Source organism: Kitasatospora sp. NPDC028961, assembly GCF_055564815.1.
The window spans coordinates 210,919-227,496 of sequence record NZ_JBVHVO010000005.1 but is presented as its reverse complement, the minus strand read 5'-3'; the positions used below and the strand labels follow the sequence as shown (position 1 = coordinate 227,496).

Below are 16,578 nucleotides of genomic sequence, written 5' to 3'. Positions count from 1 at the left end.
CACCTGTCAGGTCTTTCGGCGTGTTCTCGGTACTCGTGAACGGTATCACAAACTATTTGATGAGAGCTTTACCATGATTGTGTGGCACCTGTCACACTGACGGCCCAAGGGTGCCCCCGTACGAGTGAACCACCTTGACGGCGTGTCAGGTGTCGGCCCCGCCGTTCGGACTAGTGGCCGCGACCGCTGCCGTGACCCCGGCCGCCGACCGCCGACGAGCCCCCCTTGCCCAGGCCGCCGAGCAGCTCCTTGTCCTTCGCGGAGAGCTCGGCCATCGGCTCCGAGGCGGCCGCGGCGGCGGCCGGGGCCTCGCCCTCGGCGACCGGTGCGGCGGCGCGGACCGGCTTGCGGCGCCGGTAGCGCGGCGGCACGAAGGCCTGCACGGCCCGCGGCGCGCGCGGGCGGAAGCGCGGGGTGAGCAGCACCACCAGGCCGACCAGGCAGAGCCCGGCCAGCGTGAGGGCGACCGTGCGGCCGGTGTTGGTGACCGAGAAGGCCACGGTGCCGAAGGCGATCAGCGCGGCCCAGAAGTACATGATCAGGACGGCCCGGCTGTGCGAGTGGCCGACCTGGAGGAGCCGGTGGTGCAGGTGCCGCTTGTCCGCGGCGAACGGCGACTGGCCGGCCCAGGTGCGGCGCACCACGGCGAGCAGCAGGTCGGCCAGCGGCAGCGCGATGACGGTCAGCGGCAGCAGCAGCGGGATGTAGATCGGGACCAGGGCGTGCACGGTGGCGGTCTGCGAACCGGTCTCGCTGGTGATGAGGTCCGGGTCGACCCGGCCGGTGATGGAGATCGCGGCGACGGCCAGCATCAGGCCGAGCATCATCGAGCCGGAGTCGCCCATGAAGATCCGCGCCGGGTGCAGGTTGTGCGCCAGGAAGCCCAGGCACATCCCGATCAGCAGCACGCTGAACAGCACGGCGGGCGCCGCGTCGGTGATCGTGTAGCCGTACCAGAGCCGGTACGAGTAGAGGAAGAACGCCATCGCGGCGATGCAGACCATGCCGCCGGCCAGACCGTCCAGGCCGTCGATGAAGTTCACCGCGTTGACCATGACGACGACCATGGTGACCGAGATGACCATGCCCTGGGTGGGGCTGACCGCGACCGCGCCGACGCCGGGCACCGGCAGGGTGATCACGGTGACGCCCTGCCAGACCATCACACCGGCGGCGATCATCTGACCGCCCAGCTTGACCAGGGCGTCGACGCCCCACTTGTCGTCGAGCACGCCGAGCAGCCACATGATCCCGGCGCCGGAGAGCAGCGCGCGGATGTCGGTGCCCTGCGAGAACACCTTGCTGAGGTTGTCCAGTTGGGAGGCGACCAGGATGCCCGCGCAGAGCCCGCCGAACATGGCGATGCCGCCCAGCCGGGGCGTGGGCTCGCGGTGCACGTCACGGGCGCGGACCGGCGGCATCGCGCCGGCCGCGATCGCGAACTTCCGGACCGGGCCGGTCAGCAGATAGGTGACGGCCGCAGTGCAGAACAGCACCAGCAGATACTCACGCACCACTGGCCTCCTGCGTCACTGTCCGACGGGTCGGTACCGAAGGTACTCCCGTGCCTGTCCGGGGTTCGAGGTGCGTCGCCACGGCACACACCTTATTGAGTCGGACGCCCGACGCGTGCATCGCGGTTCGCCCTACCGGGTAGGAGAGTGCGACGCCCCCCGGCCCGGGGCGGCGAAGGCGCCCGCCAGCTCACGGACCCGGGCCCCGATCCGGACGTCCGTGCCTTCGACGAGCAGGCGACCGACCAGTGCGGCGATCTCGGCCAGCTCGGCCTCCCCCATGCCCTGGGTGGTGACGGTCCCGCTGCCGAGCCGGATCCCGGAGGCCTCGGACGGCGGCGCGGAGTCGTACGGCAGCGCGCACTTGCCAAGCAGCAGACCGGCGGCGGCGCAGCGGCGCTCGGCCTCGGCCCCGCTGACCCCGAGCGGTCGGACGTCGGCCGTCACCAGATGGGTGTCGGTACCGCCGGTCAACGGGCGCATCCCGGCCTCCGCGAGCCCCGCTGCCAGCACCCGCGCCCCCGCGACCGTGCGGTGGGCGTAGGCGCGGTACTCGGGGGTGCCCGCCCGGGCGAAGGCGACGGCCTTGCCGGCCACCTCGTTCATCGCGGCGCCGCCCTGGCTGAACGGGAAGACCGCCCGGTCGATCCGCTCGGCCAGCTCGGCGGTGGAGAGCAGCAGGCCGCCGCGCGGGCCGCGGAGCAGCTTGTGGGTGGCGGCCACGGTGACGTCCGCGTACGGCAGCGGGGACGGCGCCACACCGGCCGCGACCAGGCCGGTGGTCTGGGCGACCGAGGCGATCAGATAGGCGTCCACCTCTTCGGCGATCGCCCGGAACGCCGCCCAGTCCGGGTGCCGGGGGTGGGAGATCGAGCCGGCCACGATGGCCTTCGGCCGGTGCCGGCGGGCGAGCTCGCGGACCTGGTCGAGGTCGATCAGGCCGTCGTCCTCGCGCACCCCGTAGCCGATGAACTCGAACCAGCGGCCCGAGAAGTTGGCGCGCGAGCCGCAGCTCAGGTGGCCGCCGTGCTCCAGCGACATCGCCAGCACCACGTCACCGGGGCGCAGCAGCGCGGCGTACGCCGCCAGCATCGCCGAAGTGGCCGAGCGGGGCTGGACGTTGGCGTGCGGGGCGGCGAACAGCTGACGGGCCCGGTCGATCGCCAGCAGCTCGGCGGCGTCCGCCAGGGCGCAGCCGGTGTGGTGGCGCCGTCCGGGGTAGCCCTCGGCGTACTTGTCGATCAGCGGGCCGCCCAGGGCGGCCAGGACGGCCGGATCGGTGAGGTTCTCCCCCGCCAGCAGCTGGATCGTCTCGGCGCGGCGCTCGGCCTCGGCGGCCAGCAGATCGGCCAGCTGCGGGTCGGCCCGGCGCAGCGCTTCGGACGCCCACCGCCCCGTCGTCTCGGAGGAACCGGTCGCGGCATCGGTGACGGTCATGGCGGAGCTCCCGGGCAGCGTCGGGCAGGTGCCTCCAGCGTAGGACCGGGCCCCGCCCGCGGCCTGCCGACGCGGACCCGATGCACCCGCCCGGGCGGCGCCGGCCCGGGGGCCGGCGGCGGCTCACCGCACGGAGCGCGGGGAGGGCATGCCGGTGAGGGCGGTGACCACCGGGTCCACCGCGTCGAATATCTCCTCGCCGCAGTTGCGGAACATGCCGATCGGCGCGCCGTACGGGTCGTGGACCTCGTCGGACTCCGGGCTGGCGGCGAGCAGCCAGCCTCGCAGCGCGGCCGCGGCCCGGACCAGGGCGCGGGCCCGCTCGGTGACGTCGGCGCCGCGGCGCGGATCGGGCAGGGTGCCCGGGTCTATCGTCCGGACCAGGCGGGTGAACTCCTTCAGGGTGAAGGTGCGCAGCCCCGCCTCGTGACCCATCGAGATCACCTGGGCGCGGTGGTCCAGGGTCGCGGTGAGCACCAGGTCGGCCTCGACCACGTGCTCGTCGAGCAGCTCGCGGCCGGCGAAGCCGCCGCTGTCGGCGCCGTACTCGTCCAGCACCGTGGCGGCGTGGTCCTCCATCGGCGCGCCCACGTGGCCCCAGGTGCCGGCGCTCTCCACCAGGATCCGGCCGGCCACCCGGGGGCTGAGCCGGGTGTCCAGTTCACGCCGGGTGAGCCGCTCGGCGATCGGCGAGCGGCAGATGTTCCCGGTGCAGACGAACAGGATGCGGAAGTGGTCCAGCGGCCTGGGGCCCACGCTCAGGTACGGCGATATGCCGGGCCCGGAGTGGAGGGAGGCGGTCGTCAACTGCCGGCCTCCAGGTCGGGGACGACCTCCCTCAGCTGCTCGGCGCTGATCGCGCCGGCCCGCAACAGGACCGGGACCTTGCCCGTGACGTCGACGATGGAGGAGGCGACGGCGTGGTCGGCCCGGCCGCCGTCCAGGTAGACGGAGATCGCGTCGCCGAGCTGCTGCTGGGCCTCGTCGCAGGTGGCGGGGGACGGGCCGCCGGTCAGGTTGGCGCTGGAGACGGCGAGCGGGCCGGTGGCGTTCAGCAGCTCGATCGCGACCGGGTGCAGCGGCATCCGGACGGCGACCGTGCCGCGGGTCTCGCCGAGGTCCCAGCGCAGCGAGGGCTGGTGCTTGGCGACCAGGGTCAGCCCGCCCGGCCAGAAGGCGTCGACGAGCTCCCAGGCCTGCTCGGAGAAGTCCGTGACGAGGCCGTGCAGGGTGGTCGGCGAGCCCACCAGGACGGGCGAGGGCATGTTGCGGCCCCGGCCCTTGGCGGCCAGCAGTGCGGCGACGGCCTCCGGCGAGAAGGCGTCGGCGCCGACCCCGTACAGGGTGTCGGTGGGCAGCACGACGATTTCGCCGCGGCGGATGGCCGAGGCGGCCTCGCGCAGACCGGTGGCGCGGTCCCCGGCATCGGCACAGTCGTAGCGGCGGCTCATCGGTGCGGTCCCCTTCCGAGATGACTCATGACGGCGTTCACAGCGCGGCTCCGCGCCCGGTGGTGGTGCACCGGGTGTTCACAGCGAGACCCTTCGGGCCGTCGTGAAGCGGGGCCGGTTGTTGAGGTCGCGGTGGTCGGCGGTGTCCGTCCAACCACCTTCCTCGTTGAAGATCCACGGCACCTGGCCGCCCTGCGTGTCGGCGTGCTCGATCACCACGGCGCCGCCCGGGCGCAGCAGGCGGGCGGCGACCCGCTCGATGCCGCGGATGGTGTCCAGCCCGTCCTCGCCGGAGAACAGCGACATCTGCGGATCGTGGTCGCGGGCCTCGGGGGCGACGTACTCCCACTCGGTGAGCGGGATGTACGGCGGGTTGGAGATCACCAGGTCGAAGCGGCCGTCCCAGGAGCGGTCGTCCTCGAAGGCCTTGGTGGCGTCGCCGGCGTGCAGGGTGACCCGGGCCCGGTCGGAGCTGGCCTCGATGTTGCGCCGGGTGTACCGCAGCGCACCCTCGTCCAGCTCGAAGGCGTGCACCGTGGAGCGCGGCAGCTCCTGGGCGAGGGCGAGCGCGATGGCCCCGGAACCGGAGCAGAGGTCGACCACCAGCGGCTCGGCGACGTCCATGTCGCGGACGGCGTCTATGGCCCACTCCACGACCGACTCGGTCTCCGGGCGGGGCACGAAGACGCCGGGGCCGACCGCCAGCTCCAGGTAGCGGAAGAACGCGCGGCCGGTGATGTGCTGCAGCGGTTCACGCGCCTCGCGGCGGGAGACGGCCTCCCAGTACCGGGCGTCGAAGTCCGCGTCCTTCACCGTGTGCAGCTGGCTGCGCTTCACGCTGTGGACGTGCGCGGCCAGCTCCTCCGCGTCGAAGCGCGGCGACGGCACGCCGGCCGCGGCCAACCGCTGGGTGGCCTGGGCCACCTCGGCAAGCAGCAGGTTCACGAACGACCTCTTGTTTCTGCGCTGCGGCTTCTCTGGTGCATTCGGGCCCGGAGGCCGGTCTCAGTTCTGCTGGGCCGCGGCGAGCTTGGCCTCGGCGTCCGTGTCCACGCAGGACTGGATCACCGCGTTCAGCTCGCCGTCCAGGACCTGGTCCAGGTTGTAGGACTTGAAGCCCGTGCGGTGGTCCGAGATGCGGTTCTCGGGGTAGTTGTAGGTGCGGATGCGCTCGGAGCGGTCCACCGTGCGGACCTGGCTGCGACGCGCGTCCGAGGCCTCCCGCTCGGCCTCCTCCTGCGCGGCGGCCAGCAGCCGCGAACGCAGGATGCGCATCGCCTGCTCCTTGTTCTGCAGCTGGCTCTTCTCGTTCTGGCAGGACGCCACGATACCGGTCGGGAGGTGGGTGATCCGGACCGCCGAGTCGGTGGTGTTGACGGACTGCCCGCCGGGACCGGACGAACGGTAGACGTCGATCCGCAGGTCGTTGGCCACGATCTCGACCTCGACCTCCTCGGCCTCGGGGGTGACCAGCACGCCGGCCGCGGAGGTGTGGATGCGGCCCTGCGACTCGGTGGCGGGGACGCGCTGCACGCGGTGGACGCCGCCCTCGTACTTCAGCTTGGCCCAGACGCCCTGGCCGGGTTCGGTGCTGCCCCTGGTCTTCACGGCCACCGAGACGTCCTTGTAGCCGCCGAGGTCGGACTCGTTGGCGTCGATGATCTCGGTCTTCCAGCCGATCCGCTCGGCGAAGCGCAGGTACATCCGGAGCAGGTCGCCGGCGAAGAGCGCCGACTCCTCGCCGCCCTCACCCGCCTTGATCTCCAGGATGACGTCCTTGTCGTCGTTCGGGTCACGCGGGACGAGCAGCAGGCGCAGCTCCTCGGTCAGCTCCTCGCGCCGGGCCTCGGAGTCCTTCACCTCGGCGAGGAACTCCGGCTCTTCGGCGGCGAGTTCGCGCGCTGCCTCGATGTCCTCGCCGGCCTGGCGCCAGGCCCGGTAGACCCGGGTGATCGGCGTCAGCTCGGCGTACCGCTTGGCGAGCTTGCGCGCGTTGGCCTGGTCGGCGTGGACGGAGGGGTCGGCCAGCCTCGTTTCGAGGTCGGCGTGCTCGACGAGGAGCTCTTCGACTGCCTCGAACATGAAGGGGCCTTCTTCCCTGGGAACCGGTGGAGGGATGACACGGACGAGTCGTGGGACGCGAACGGCGCCGGTCTCCAGCGCCCCCGGAACGAGTACGGGGGCACCGGAAACCGGCGCCGAGGGAGCGCTAGGCCTTCGCGCTGTGCTGCTTGCCGAAGCGGGCCTCGAAGCGGGCCACGCGGCCACCGGTGTCGAGGATCTTCTGCTTGCCGGTGTAGAACGGGTGGCACTGCGAGCAGACCTCGGCGCGGATCTCGCCACTGGTCTCGGTCGAGCGGGTGGTGAACTCGGCGCCGCAGGTGCAGGTCACATGGGTGACCACGTACTCGGGGTGAACGTTGGGCTTCAAGGGGATCTCCTAGGTTCGGGAGGGCACCGGGTCGGCGGCTTGAATGCCGCACGTGAACCGGGACCGACGTACCAGTCTGCCAGGACCGGTCGCTTCTTCCCAAACCGGGTCGCGTTCCGGGATATTCCGGGCCCGGCCGACGGGACCGCCGGGGCGGCCACGGGGGCTGCCACCGGCCGGCCGGCGGGCGGGTCAGCGCCGCGGCGAGGGGCTCGCCGCGGTGCCCGCGGCGGGCTGCGCGGAGGCCCTGCCGGAGGCCTTGGGGGCCGCCGTGGGGGCCGCCGGGGTGGTCTGGGCGGGGTTCTGCGGCTGCTCGGCCAGGACGGCCTGCGGGAGCGGCTGGTCGGCCTTCAGGGCCGCCCAGAGCTGGTCGGCCCGGGGCTGCTGGGCGACCACCCGGTTGGCGTCGCCGGGCGCCGTCACCACCGGCAGGGTGACCATCGAGAGCTGGTCGGGTCCGATCCCCTTGAGTTCCTCGGCCAGCCCCACCAGCGAGTTCACCGAGGCCAGCGCCGAGTCGGTGGTGATGCTGCGGGTCAGGGTGTCGCCGACCGACCAGAGCTTGACCGGGTTGCCGAACAGCCCGATCCCGCCGGCCTGTCCGAGCAGCGACTTCACCATCTGCTTCTGCAGCTCGATCCGGCCGAGGTCGCTGCCGTCGCCGACGCCGTGCCTGGTCCGGACGAAGGCCAGCGCCTGCTGCCCGTCGAGGTGGTGCTCGCCGGCCGCGAGGTTCAGCCCGCTGTCCTTGTCGTCGATCGGGACGGTGGTGGTCACGGTGGCCCCGCCGAGCGCGTCGACGACCCGGGCGAAGCCGGCGAAGTCGATCTCGATGTAGTGGTCCATCCGCAGGCCGGTCAGCGCTTCGGTGGTCTTGACCGCGCACGCGGCGCCACCGGTCTCGTACGCGCTGTTGTACATCGCCCGCTTGGCACCGGCGGCGGTCTTGCCCTTGCCGTCCGTGCAGTCGGGGCGGGTGACCAGGGTGTCCCTGGGTATCGAGACCACGTCGGCCCGGGTGTGGCCCTGGTCGACGTGCACCACCATCGCGGTGTCCGAACGGGCGGTGTCGCCGGTGTCCCCACCGGCCAGCGCGCCGTTCCCGCCGGCCCGCGAATCCGAGCCCAGGACGAGGATGTTGAACGAGCCGTCGGTGGCGGACGGCGGCCGGGCCGTGCCCAGCCGGGCGTCGATGTCGACGCTCTTGATGTTGCCGTTCAGCTTGAAGTACGCGTACCCGGCCGCACCGGCGCCGAGGACGACGAGCGCGGCGAACGCGCACGCGGCCACCCTCAGGACCGTGCGGCGGCGGCTCGGGATCCTCTTGTGGTCGGCCATACGGTCCAGAGTAAATCGGACAACATGATCCATAGGGTTCCAAATGTCCCAACTCTGGAACAAGCAGAGAACCCTGGCCCGCTCGCGCGGACCAGGGTTCTGTGCTCACGAGCCGCTCGGCAGCGGTCAGTCGCCGGACCCGGGGGTCGTCTTGGCGATCTGCATGAGGAACTCGGCGTTGCTCTTGGTCTGCTTCATCTTGTCCAGCAGCAGCTCGATCGCCTGCTGCGAGTCGAGCGCGTGCAGCACCCGGCGGAGCTTCCAGACGATGGCCAACTCCTCGCTGCCCAGCAGGATCTCCTCCTTGCGGGTGCTGGAGGCGTCGACGTCGACGGCCGGGAAGATGCGCTTGTCCGAGAGCTTCCGGTCGAGCTTGAGCTCCATGTTGCCGGTGCCCTTGAACTCCTCGAAGATGACCTCGTCCATCCGCGAGCCGGTCTCGACCAGCGCGGTGGCCAGGATCGTCAGCGAGCCGCCGTTCTCGATGTTGCGCGCGGCACCGAAGAACTTCTTCGGCGGGTACAGCGCGGTCGAGTCGACACCACCGGACAGGATGCGGCCGGAGGCCGGCGCCGCCAGGTTGTAGGCGCGGCCCAGGCGGGTGATCGAGTCCAGCAGGATCACCACGTCGTGGCCCAGCTCCACCAGGCGCTTGGCGCGCTCGATGGCCAGCTCCGCGACGGTGGTGTGGTCCTCCGCCGGGCGGTCGAAGGTCGAGGAGATAACCTCGCCCTTCACCGACCGCTGCATGTCGGTGACCTCTTCCGGACGCTCGTCCACCAGGACGACCATCAGGTGGCACTCGGGGTTGTTGTGGGTGATCGCGTTGGCGACCGCCTGCAGCACCATCGTCTTACCGGTCTTCGGCGGCGCGACGATCAGACCGCGCTGGCCCTTGCCGATCGGCGACACCAGGTCGATGATCCGGGTGGTCAGGATGCCCGGGTCGGTCTCCAGGCGCAGTCGGTCCTGCGGGTAGAGCGGGGTCAGCTTGTTGAACTCGGGACGGCCGCGGCCGCTCTCCGGGTCCATGCCGTTGACGGAGTCCAGCCGCACCATGGCGTTGAACTTCTCGCGGCGCTCGCCGTCGCGCGGCTGGCGCACCGCGCCGGTGATGGCGTCACCCTTGCGCAGGCCGTTCTTGCGGACCTGGGCGAGCGACACGTAGACGTCGTTCTGGCCCGGCAGGTAGCCGGAGGTCCGGACGAACGCGTAGTTGTCGAGGATGTCGAGGATGCCCGCGACCGGGATCAGCACGTCGTCGTCGCCGACCTGCGGCTCGGCGGGGCCGACCTCGAAGCCCTCGCGGCGGGTGCCACGGCCCCGGCGGTCACGGTAGCGGCCGCGGCGGCCGCGACGGCCGTCGCCGAACTCGTCGTCGTCGTAGCCGCCCTGCTGCGCCTGCGGCTGGGCCTGCTGGCCACCGCTCTGGCGGCTCGGCTGGCTCTCGCCCTGACCGCCCTGCTGCTGGCCCTGGCCACCCTGGCCCTGACCCTGGCCGCCCTGGCGGTCGGCACGGTCCCGGCGGTTGCGGCGGTCACGACGCGACTCGCGGGAGTCGGCGTCCTGGCCGGCCTGGGCGTCGCCGCCCTCCTGGCGGCCCTCGCGCTCGCCGCCCTCGCGGCGGTCGCGGCGGTCCCGGCGGTCCCGGCGGGTCTCGGTACGACCCTCCTCGCGGCCCTCGAAGCCGCGGGACTCGGCCGGGCGGGCCTCGGCCTGCTTGGCCTCGGTGGCGACGGCGGCGGGCGCCTCGGCGACCGCGTCGGCGGTCGGCGCGCCGGCGGCCGAGGTGGCCCGGCGGCGGGTGCGCTCGGCACGGGCCGGCGCGGCGGTCTCGGCGGCGGCCTGGACCGGGATGTCGATCTGGGCCTGCTCGTCGGCGGCCGGGGCCTCGGCCTGGGCGGCCTTGGTCCGGCGGGCGGGCTTCTCCGCCGGCTCGGCGGAGCCGGCCTTGGCGGCGGTGCGCTTGGCGGCCGGAGCGGCGGCGGGAGCGGCACCGGCGGCGAGCAGCGGGTCCCCGCCGCTCTTCTCCTTGATGGCCTCGATCAGCTGGCTCTTGCGCAGGCGTCCCGTGCCGCTGATACCGAGCGTCGAGGCGAGCTTCTGCAGCTCGGCCAGGACGAGGCCGTCCAGGCCCGCGGCAGCGGTGCGACGGCGCCGGGCCGGGGCCGCGGGGGCGGCGGCTGCGTCCGACGCCTCGGCGTCCGGGCGCGCGCCCATCAGATCGGTGGTGTCGCTCACTAAGGGTCCTTCCCTGGAGCGGACGTCGGCCTGTCTGGCTCGGCGACCGGTTGTGCTGTCCTGACCAACGCTCGACTGCGTCGGTCCGAGGCGGTGATCCCCCGGATGGCGGGTAGCCAGTCGGAGGAGAGCTGCGAGGTGCGGTGCGTGATGCACGGTGGTGCTGATTGGCGCGGTGGGACGGTCGCATGCCGACCCTCCCCCAGCCGGCCATGGCCGGGTGGTACCCCCACGCTGCCTGCGAATCCCGGGCCCCCGTCGCGTGACGGTGGCCCGCGCTCCGCCCGTCCTTGCCTCAAGGTGGGAGGCCGCGGGTGGGAGTCAGGTGCCGTCACGGCTTCGGGATGCGGCCGCAAGTCGCGCAGGCAGGCTGCGTACGCGCTGCGGTGGGCTCCCGGAGAATCGTCGCCCCGTACATCGCCGGGACTCCGCCTGGGCGGAGTGCTGGGATCGGGACGCGGCGCACCGAGCCCCGGAGGGCACCTGGTGCAGCAATGAGGTTAACACTACCGACCCCCTCAGACATTCCCCAGCCTTGCGCTTGCCAATCGTGTCCGGACGGTCCGGCCCGGACACGGCCGGATCCGGGCCGCCGGACCGGTGCTCAGCCGTCGAGCGGGAGCACCGAGGCCCCGGCCCGGTCGAGCTCCAGACGGTGTGCGGCGAACACCGCACCGCCCTGACCTGCGTCCTCGGCGAAGGCCAGCACCTTGCCGGCGCCCGCCTCGTCGGTGAGCGCGAGTACGGTCGGGCCGGCGCCGGAGATCACCGCGGGGATGCCCTCCGCGCGCAGCGCGCCCACCAGGGCGGCGCTGTCCGGCATCGCGGAGGCCCGGTAGTCCTGGTGCAGCCGGTCCTCGGTCGCGGCGAGCAGCAGCTCGGGCCGGCGGGTCAGCGCCTCGACCAGCAGCGCGGCACGGCCGGCGTTGACGGCGGCGTCGGCCAGCGGGACGGTCCGGGGCAGCAGACCGCGGGCGGTCTCGGTGAGCACCTCGGTCGCCGGGACGAAGACCACCGGGACGACCCGGTCGGACGGCTCCAGGGTGACGGCCTTGGCCGACTCCTCGTCCGTCCAGGCCACCGTGAAGTTGCCGCGCAGGCAGGCCGCGACGTTGTCGGGGTGGCCCTCCAGCTCGGAGGCGAGGGCCAGCAGCGCGTCGTCGTCCAGCGCGGACGGGCCGCCGATGGTGACGGCACGGGCGGCCACGATGCCGGCGCAGATCGCGGCGGAGGAGGAGCCCAGGCCACGGCCGTGCGGTATCCGGTTGGCGCAGACCACTTCGAGGCCGCGCGGCTGGCCGCCGAGCCGGTCGAAGGCGGCGCGCATCGCGCGCACCACCAGGTGGCGCTCGTCCCGGGCGAGCGTCTCGGCGCCCTCCCCGGCGATGTCGACGGTGAGCCCGGAGTCGGCGACCCGGACGACCACGTCGTCGTACAGACCCAGCGCGAGTCCGAAGGCGTCGAAGCCCGGGCCGAGATTGGCGCTGGTCGCGGGAACCCGGACCCGGACGGCGGCGGCACGGAACGCAGGACCGGCCATGCGGTGGACTCTCCTGGGGAAATCGGGCGGCGCGAAGCGCGTCGGTGCGAGGGTGGGAGGGGGCCGCGGGCCCCGATCGGGGTGGGCGGTCACAGCCGTCGTCGCGACCCCTGGAGGGGTCGGACCCGGGGCATGTGCCACACGGCCGAACCCAGAGTATCGAAGAGAGGTTCCACAGTGGTACACCCCGTGGGCCTTCGATCTGGTGTGTTGCCGTTTCTGGCCGGAATACGTGCCGGAATGGCACCGGAATACGTGGCTGAATTGACACAAAAGTGTCAGCCGAGAACGGCTGTGGGCCGCCCCCCGAAAGGGGGGGTCGGCCCACAGTGTGTTCGCCCGCTCGCCTCCGGGGCGCTCGACCCGGCGCCGACACTCGTCGCTCCAACGCCCCTCGTTCCTCGGGGCGTCCTCGCTTCTCCCTTTCGGCACCGGCGCGCCCCTTCGGCTCGGGGCGGGTTCGGCTCGGGGTGGGGTCGGCTCGGAGTGTCCTCGCTTCTCCCTTTCGGCACCGGCGCGCCCCTTCGGCTCGGGGCGGGGTCGGCCCGGGGCGGGGTCGGCTCGGAGTGTCCTCGCTTCTCCCGCCCCTACGGCGTCGCCGTGCCCCCTCGGCTCAAGGCGGGGTCGGCTGGGCGGATCCTGGTCCGGGGGCGGTGATTCGGCCAGGTCAGGCGGGTTCCGGTCAGGCGGGTTCCGGTCAGTCGAGCAGGCCGAGGCGCTGGGCGGCGGCCTCGGGGTCGATCGGGACGATCTGCGGCTGCGGCGCGCCGGCCACCGCCCAGTCCGGGTCCTTGAGGCCGTTGCCGGTCACCGTGCAGACGATCCGCTGGCCCGGGTCGACCAGGCCGGCCTCCGCCTTGGCCAGCAGGCCGGCCACCGAGGCGGCCGAGGCGGGCTCCACGAAGACACCCTCCTGCGCGGCCAACAGCCGGTAGGCCGAGAGGATCTGACGGTCCGTCACCTTGTCGATGAGGCCGCCCGACTCGTCCCGCGCGGCGAGCGCGTAGTCCCAGGAGGCGGGGTTGCCGATCCGGATCGCGGTGGCGATGGTCTGCGGCTTGAGCACCGGGGCGCCGTCCACGATCGGGGCCGAACCGGAGGCCTGGAAGCCCCACATGCGCGGCGTCCGGGTGGACAGTCCGTCGGCGGCGTACTCGCGGTAGCCCTTCCAGTACGCGGTGATGTTGCCCGCGTTGCCGACCGGGAGCACGTGGATGTCCGGCGCGTCGCCGAGCATGTCCACGATCTCGAAGGCGGCGGTCTTCTGGCCCTCGATCCGCACCGGGTTCACCGAGTTGACCAGCGCCACCGGGTACTTCTCGGACAGTTCACGCGCAAGGGTGAGGCAGTCGTCGAAGTTCCCGTCCACCTGAAGGATCTTGGCGCCGTGGACCAGTGCCTGGCCCATCTTGCCGAGCGCGATCTTGCCCTGCGGCACCAGCACCGCCGACACCATCCCGGCGCGCACCGCGTAGGCGGCGGCGGAGGCCGAGGTGTTGCCGGTGGAGGCGCAGATGACGGCCTGGGCGCCGTCCTCCTTGGCCTTGGAGATGGCCATCGTCATACCGCGGTCCTTGAAGGACCCGGTGGGGTTGGCACCCTCGACCTTGAGGTAGACCTCGCAGCCGGTGCGCTCGGAGAGCACCTGGGCGGGCACCAGCGGCGTGCCGCCCTCCAGCAGGGTGACCACGGGCGTGGTGTCGCTGACCGGCAGGCGGTCACGGTACTCCTCGATCAGCCCGCGCCACTGGTGGGTGTGCGCGCCTCTGGCGATCACGGCGTTCATGGCTCTTCCTACTCCCCTTCGACCCGCATGATGCTGGCCACGTCCCGCACGCTGTCCAGCGCGCGGAGCTTGTCGACCGTCGCCGACAGGGCGGCGTCGGTGGCACGGTGGGTGACCACGACGAGCGAGGCGTCGCCGTCGCGGCCCTGCTGGCGCACGGTGTCGATGGAGACCCCGTGGTCGGCGAAGACGGACGCCACCTGGGCGAGCACGCCCGCGCGGTCGTCCACATCGAGACTGACGTGGTACCGGGTGACGACCTCGTCCATCGGCTTGGCCGGCAGCCGGGTGTACACCGAGTCGCCGGGGCCGGTGGCGCCGGCGAGCTTGTTGCGGCAGACCGCGACGAGGTCACCGAGGACCGCCGAGGCGGTCGGCGCGCCGCCCGCGCCCGGGCCGTAGAACATCAGCCGGCCGGCCGCCTCGGCCTCCACGAACACCGCGTTGTACGCCTCGCGGACCGAGGCCAGCGGGTGCGTGAGCGGGATCATCGCGGGGTGGACCCGGGCGGTGACGGACGCGCCGTCGGCCGCCCGCTCGCAGATCGCCAGCAGCTTGACGACGCAGCCCATCTGCTTGGCGGAGGCGATGTCGGCGGCGGTCACCTCGGTCAGGCCCTCGCGGTAGACGTCCGCCGCGGTGACCTTGGTGTGGAACGCGATACCGGCCAGGATCGCGGCCTTGGCGGCGGCGTCGAAGCCCTCCACGTCGGCCGTCGGGTCCGCCTCCGCGTAACCGAGCGCGGTGGCCTCCTCCAGCGCCTCCGAGTAGCCGGCGCCGGTGCTGTCCATCTTGTCGAGGATGAAGTTGGTGGTGCCGTTGACGATCCCGAGCACCCGGTTGACCTTGTCCCCGGCCAGGGACTCGCGCAGCGGGCGGATCAGCGGGATCGCGCCGGCCACCGCGGCCTCGTAGTACAGGTCCACCCCGGCCTCGGCGGCCGCGGCGTGCAGCTCGGTGCCGTCCTTGGCGAGCAGCGCCTTGTTGGCGCTGACCACCGAGGCGCCGTTGCGGAACGCCGACAGGAGGAGGTGTTTGGAGGGCTCGATGCCACCCACCACCTCGATCACCACATCGATGTCGCCCCGGTTGACCAGGGCCTCGGCATCCGTCGTGATCAGGTGCTCCGGCACGCCCGGGCGCACCCGCCCGGCCCGGCGGACCGCGATGCCGGCGAGCTCGACCGGCGCGCCGATGCGCGCGGCGAGGTCGGCGGCGTCCGTCGTCATGATGCGCGCCACCTCGGAGCCCACCACACCACAGCCCAGCAACGCCACCTTCAGCGGCCGCGTACGCATCATCCGACTCCGCTCTGCATTCTTCGTGCTTCGGTTTCCGGCGGTATTTCGGGGATCCGCCGGATCTTCGGTCTGTACCAGTCTCCGGGACTTTCCGTACGGATCTACGGTCGTTCCATGATCTGAGACAAGAATTTCGTCATCCGATATCGAGACGCAGGAGATCCTCCTCCGTCTCGCGCCGGACGATCACCCTGGCCGCACCGTCCTTGACGGCCAGCACGGGAGGCTTCAGGGCGTGGTTGTAGTTGCTCGCCATCGAGCGGCAGTACGCACCGGTGGCGGGCACCGCGATCAGGTCGCCCGGGGCCAGGTCGGCCGGCAGGAAGGCGTCCCGGACGACGATGTCGCCGGACTCGCAGTGCTTGCCGACCACCCGGACCAGCATCGGCTCGGCGGCGCTGGCGCGCGACACCAGGGCCACCGAGTACTCGGCGTCGTAGAGCGCGGTGCGGATGTTGTCCGACATGCCGCCGTCCACGCTGACGTAGGTGCGCAGACCCTCCAGCGGCTTGATCGTGCCGACCTCGTACAGCGTGAAGGCGGTCGGGCCGACGATCGCGCGGCCGGGCTCGACGGAGAGCCGGGGGGCGCTCAGGTTCGCGGCGGCGCACTCGCGGCGGACGATGTCGGCCAGCGCGGCGGCGATCTCGGCCGGCTCGCGCGGGTCGTCCTCGCTGGTGTACGCGATGCCGAGGCCGCCGCCGAGGTCGATCTCGGGCAGCTCGACGCCGTGTTCGTCGCGGATCTCGGCGAGCAGGCCGACCACCCGGCGGGCGGCGACCTCGAAGCCGGCCGTGTCGAAGATCTGCGAGCCGATGTGCGAGTGGATGCCGCGCAGCTCCAGGCCGGGGTGGCCGAGCACCCGGCGGACCGCCTCGGCCGCCGCGCCCCCGTTCAGCGAGAGCCCGAACTTCTGGTCCTCGTGGGCGGTGGCGATGAACTCGTGGGTGTGCGCCTCGACGCCGACCGTGACCCGGATCAGCACCGGCTGGCGCACGCCCTGCCGGCCGGCGATCGCGGCCAGCCGCTCGATCTCCTCGTAGGAGTCGAGCACGATGTGGCCGACGCCGGTCTTCACCGCGTGTTCGAGCTCGTCCACCGACTTGTTGTTGCCGTGCAGCGCGATCCGCTCCGGCGGCATCCCGGCGGCCAGCGCCACGGCCAGTTCGCCGACGCTGCACACGTCGAGGTTGAGGCCCTCCTCGTGCAGCCAGCGCACGACCGCCTTGGACAGGAAGGCCTTGCCCGCGTAGTAGACGTCCGCGCCGGTGCCGAAGGCCTCGCGCCAGGAGCGGGCCCGGGTCCGGAAGTCGTCCTCGTCCATGACGTAGGCCGGGGTGCCGAACTCGGCGGCGAGCCGCTTGACGTCGAGGCCGCCGACGGTGACCACGCCGTCCGCACCGCGGGCGACGGTCTTCGACCAGACCTTGGGGTCGAGCGCGTTCAGGTCGCTCGGCGGCGCCTGGTAGTGGCCCTCGGTCAGCACGTCGCCGTGCCGGGGGCCTGCGGGGTGTGCGGAGCGGCTCATCTCTGCTTACT

General features: G+C 72.5%; 13 protein-coding genes. All 13 read right to left on the bottom strand.

Translation table 11 applies throughout. The features are described 5' to 3' along the window. Window positions 1–170: 170 nt before the first annotated feature. The 13 genes from ACZ4UX_RS13320 to lysA all read right to left on the bottom strand — a co-directional run bounded on the left by ACZ4UX_RS13320 (window position 171) and on the right by lysA (window position 16,567). Window positions 171–1,514, bottom strand: a complete 1,344-nt coding sequence (locus ACZ4UX_RS13320) for an MraY family glycosyltransferase (protein WP_352289373.1) — start codon at window positions 1,512–1,514, stop codon at window positions 171–173. Between the two features lie 132 nt (window positions 1,515–1,646). Continuing rightward, window positions 1,647–2,951, bottom strand: a complete 1,305-nt coding sequence (locus tag ACZ4UX_RS13315) for a serine hydroxymethyltransferase (RefSeq protein WP_359803150.1) — start codon at window positions 2,949–2,951, stop codon at window positions 1,647–1,649. A gap of 123 nt (window positions 2,952–3,074) precedes the next feature. Further along, window positions 3,075–3,725, bottom strand: coding sequence for an arsenate reductase/protein-tyrosine-phosphatase family protein (locus ACZ4UX_RS13310; RefSeq protein WP_329492247.1), 651 nt, complete (start codon window positions 3,723–3,725; stop codon window positions 3,075–3,077). Between the two features lie 29 nt (window positions 3,726–3,754). After that, the gene (locus tag ACZ4UX_RS13305; RefSeq protein ID WP_329489610.1) at window positions 3,755–4,402 is read right to left on the bottom strand and encodes an L-threonylcarbamoyladenylate synthase; all 648 of its coding nucleotides are present in this window, start codon (window positions 4,400–4,402) and stop codon (window positions 3,755–3,757) included. A gap of 78 nt (window positions 4,403–4,480) precedes the next feature. Continuing rightward, a complete protein-coding gene (prmC, locus tag ACZ4UX_RS13300; protein WP_329489609.1) occupies window positions 4,481–5,347 on the bottom strand; it encodes a peptide chain release factor N(5)-glutamine methyltransferase in 867 nt (288 codons plus the stop codon). 60 nt (window positions 5,348–5,407) lie between these two features. Beyond that, window positions 5,408–6,484: a peptide chain release factor 1 gene (prfA, locus tag ACZ4UX_RS13295; RefSeq protein WP_329489608.1), complete on the bottom strand. Its 1,077-nt coding sequence runs from the start codon at window positions 6,482–6,484 to the stop codon at window positions 5,408–5,410. A gap of 127 nt (window positions 6,485–6,611) precedes the next feature. Further along, complete coding sequence (rpmE, locus tag ACZ4UX_RS13290; RefSeq protein ID WP_329489607.1) at window positions 6,612–6,833, bottom strand: 50S ribosomal protein L31; 222 nt, start codon at window positions 6,831–6,833, stop codon at window positions 6,612–6,614. 192 nt (window positions 6,834–7,025) lie between these two features. After that, window positions 7,026–8,171 (bottom strand): LCP family protein, encoded by a 1,146-nt coding sequence (locus tag ACZ4UX_RS13285; protein ID WP_465706687.1) that lies wholly within the window; start codon window positions 8,169–8,171, stop codon window positions 7,026–7,028. A 126-nt stretch (window positions 8,172–8,297) separates the two neighbouring features. Continuing rightward, window positions 8,298–10,412 carry a transcription termination factor Rho gene (gene rho, locus ACZ4UX_RS13280; RefSeq protein ID WP_465706686.1) on the bottom strand — a complete coding sequence of 705 codons (2,115 nt, stop codon included), beginning with the start codon at window positions 10,410–10,412 and terminating at the stop codon, window positions 8,298–8,300. A gap of 604 nt (window positions 10,413–11,016) precedes the next feature. Beyond that, complete coding sequence (gene thrB, locus ACZ4UX_RS13275) at window positions 11,017–11,952, bottom strand: homoserine kinase (protein WP_465706685.1); 936 nt, start codon at window positions 11,950–11,952, stop codon at window positions 11,017–11,019. 697 nt (window positions 11,953–12,649) lie between these two features. Further along, window positions 12,650–13,738 (bottom strand): threonine synthase, encoded by a 1,089-nt coding sequence (gene thrC, locus ACZ4UX_RS13270; protein WP_329489603.1) that lies wholly within the window; start codon window positions 13,736–13,738, stop codon window positions 12,650–12,652. An 8-nt stretch (window positions 13,739–13,746) separates the two neighbouring features. Then, window positions 13,747–15,039 carry a homoserine dehydrogenase gene (locus ACZ4UX_RS13265; protein ID WP_465706684.1) on the bottom strand — a complete coding sequence of 431 codons (1,293 nt, stop codon included), beginning with the start codon at window positions 15,037–15,039 and terminating at the stop codon, window positions 13,747–13,749. Window positions 15,040–15,175: 136 nt separating this feature from the next. Then, window positions 15,176–16,567: a diaminopimelate decarboxylase gene (lysA, locus tag ACZ4UX_RS13260; RefSeq protein ID WP_465706683.1), complete on the bottom strand. Its 1,392-nt coding sequence runs from the start codon at window positions 16,565–16,567 to the stop codon at window positions 15,176–15,178. Between the last annotated feature and the right edge of the window lie 11 nt (window positions 16,568–16,578).

Bases quoted from the DNA above. Each gene is read 5' to 3' on its own strand.
- ACZ4UX_RS13315 (WP_359803150.1), bottom strand. From the start codon at position 2,951: ATGACCGTCACCGATGCCGCGACCGGTTCCTCCGAGACGACGGGGCGG.
- ACZ4UX_RS13305 (WP_329489610.1), bottom strand. From the start codon at position 4,402: ATGAGCCGCCGCTACGACTGTGCCGATGCCGGGGACCGCGCCACCGGT.
- prfA (WP_329489608.1), bottom strand. From the start codon at position 6,484: ATGTTCGAGGCAGTCGAAGAGCTCCTCGTCGAGCACGCCGACCTCGAA.
- ACZ4UX_RS13285 (WP_465706687.1), bottom strand. From the start codon at position 8,171: ATGGCCGACCACAAGAGGATCCCGAGCCGCCGCCGCACGGTCCTGAGG.
- thrB (WP_465706685.1), bottom strand. From the start codon at position 11,952: ATGGCCGGTCCTGCGTTCCGTGCCGCCGCCGTCCGGGTCCGGGTTCCC.
- thrC (WP_329489603.1), bottom strand. From the start codon at position 13,738: ATGAACGCCGTGATCGCCAGAGGCGCGCACACCCACCAGTGGCGCGGG.
- ACZ4UX_RS13265 (WP_465706684.1), bottom strand. From the start codon at position 15,039: ATGATGCGTACGCGGCCGCTGAAGGTGGCGTTGCTGGGCTGTGGTGTG.
- lysA (WP_465706683.1), bottom strand. From the start codon at position 16,567: ATGAGCCGCTCCGCACACCCCGCAGGCCCCCGGCACGGCGACGTGCTG.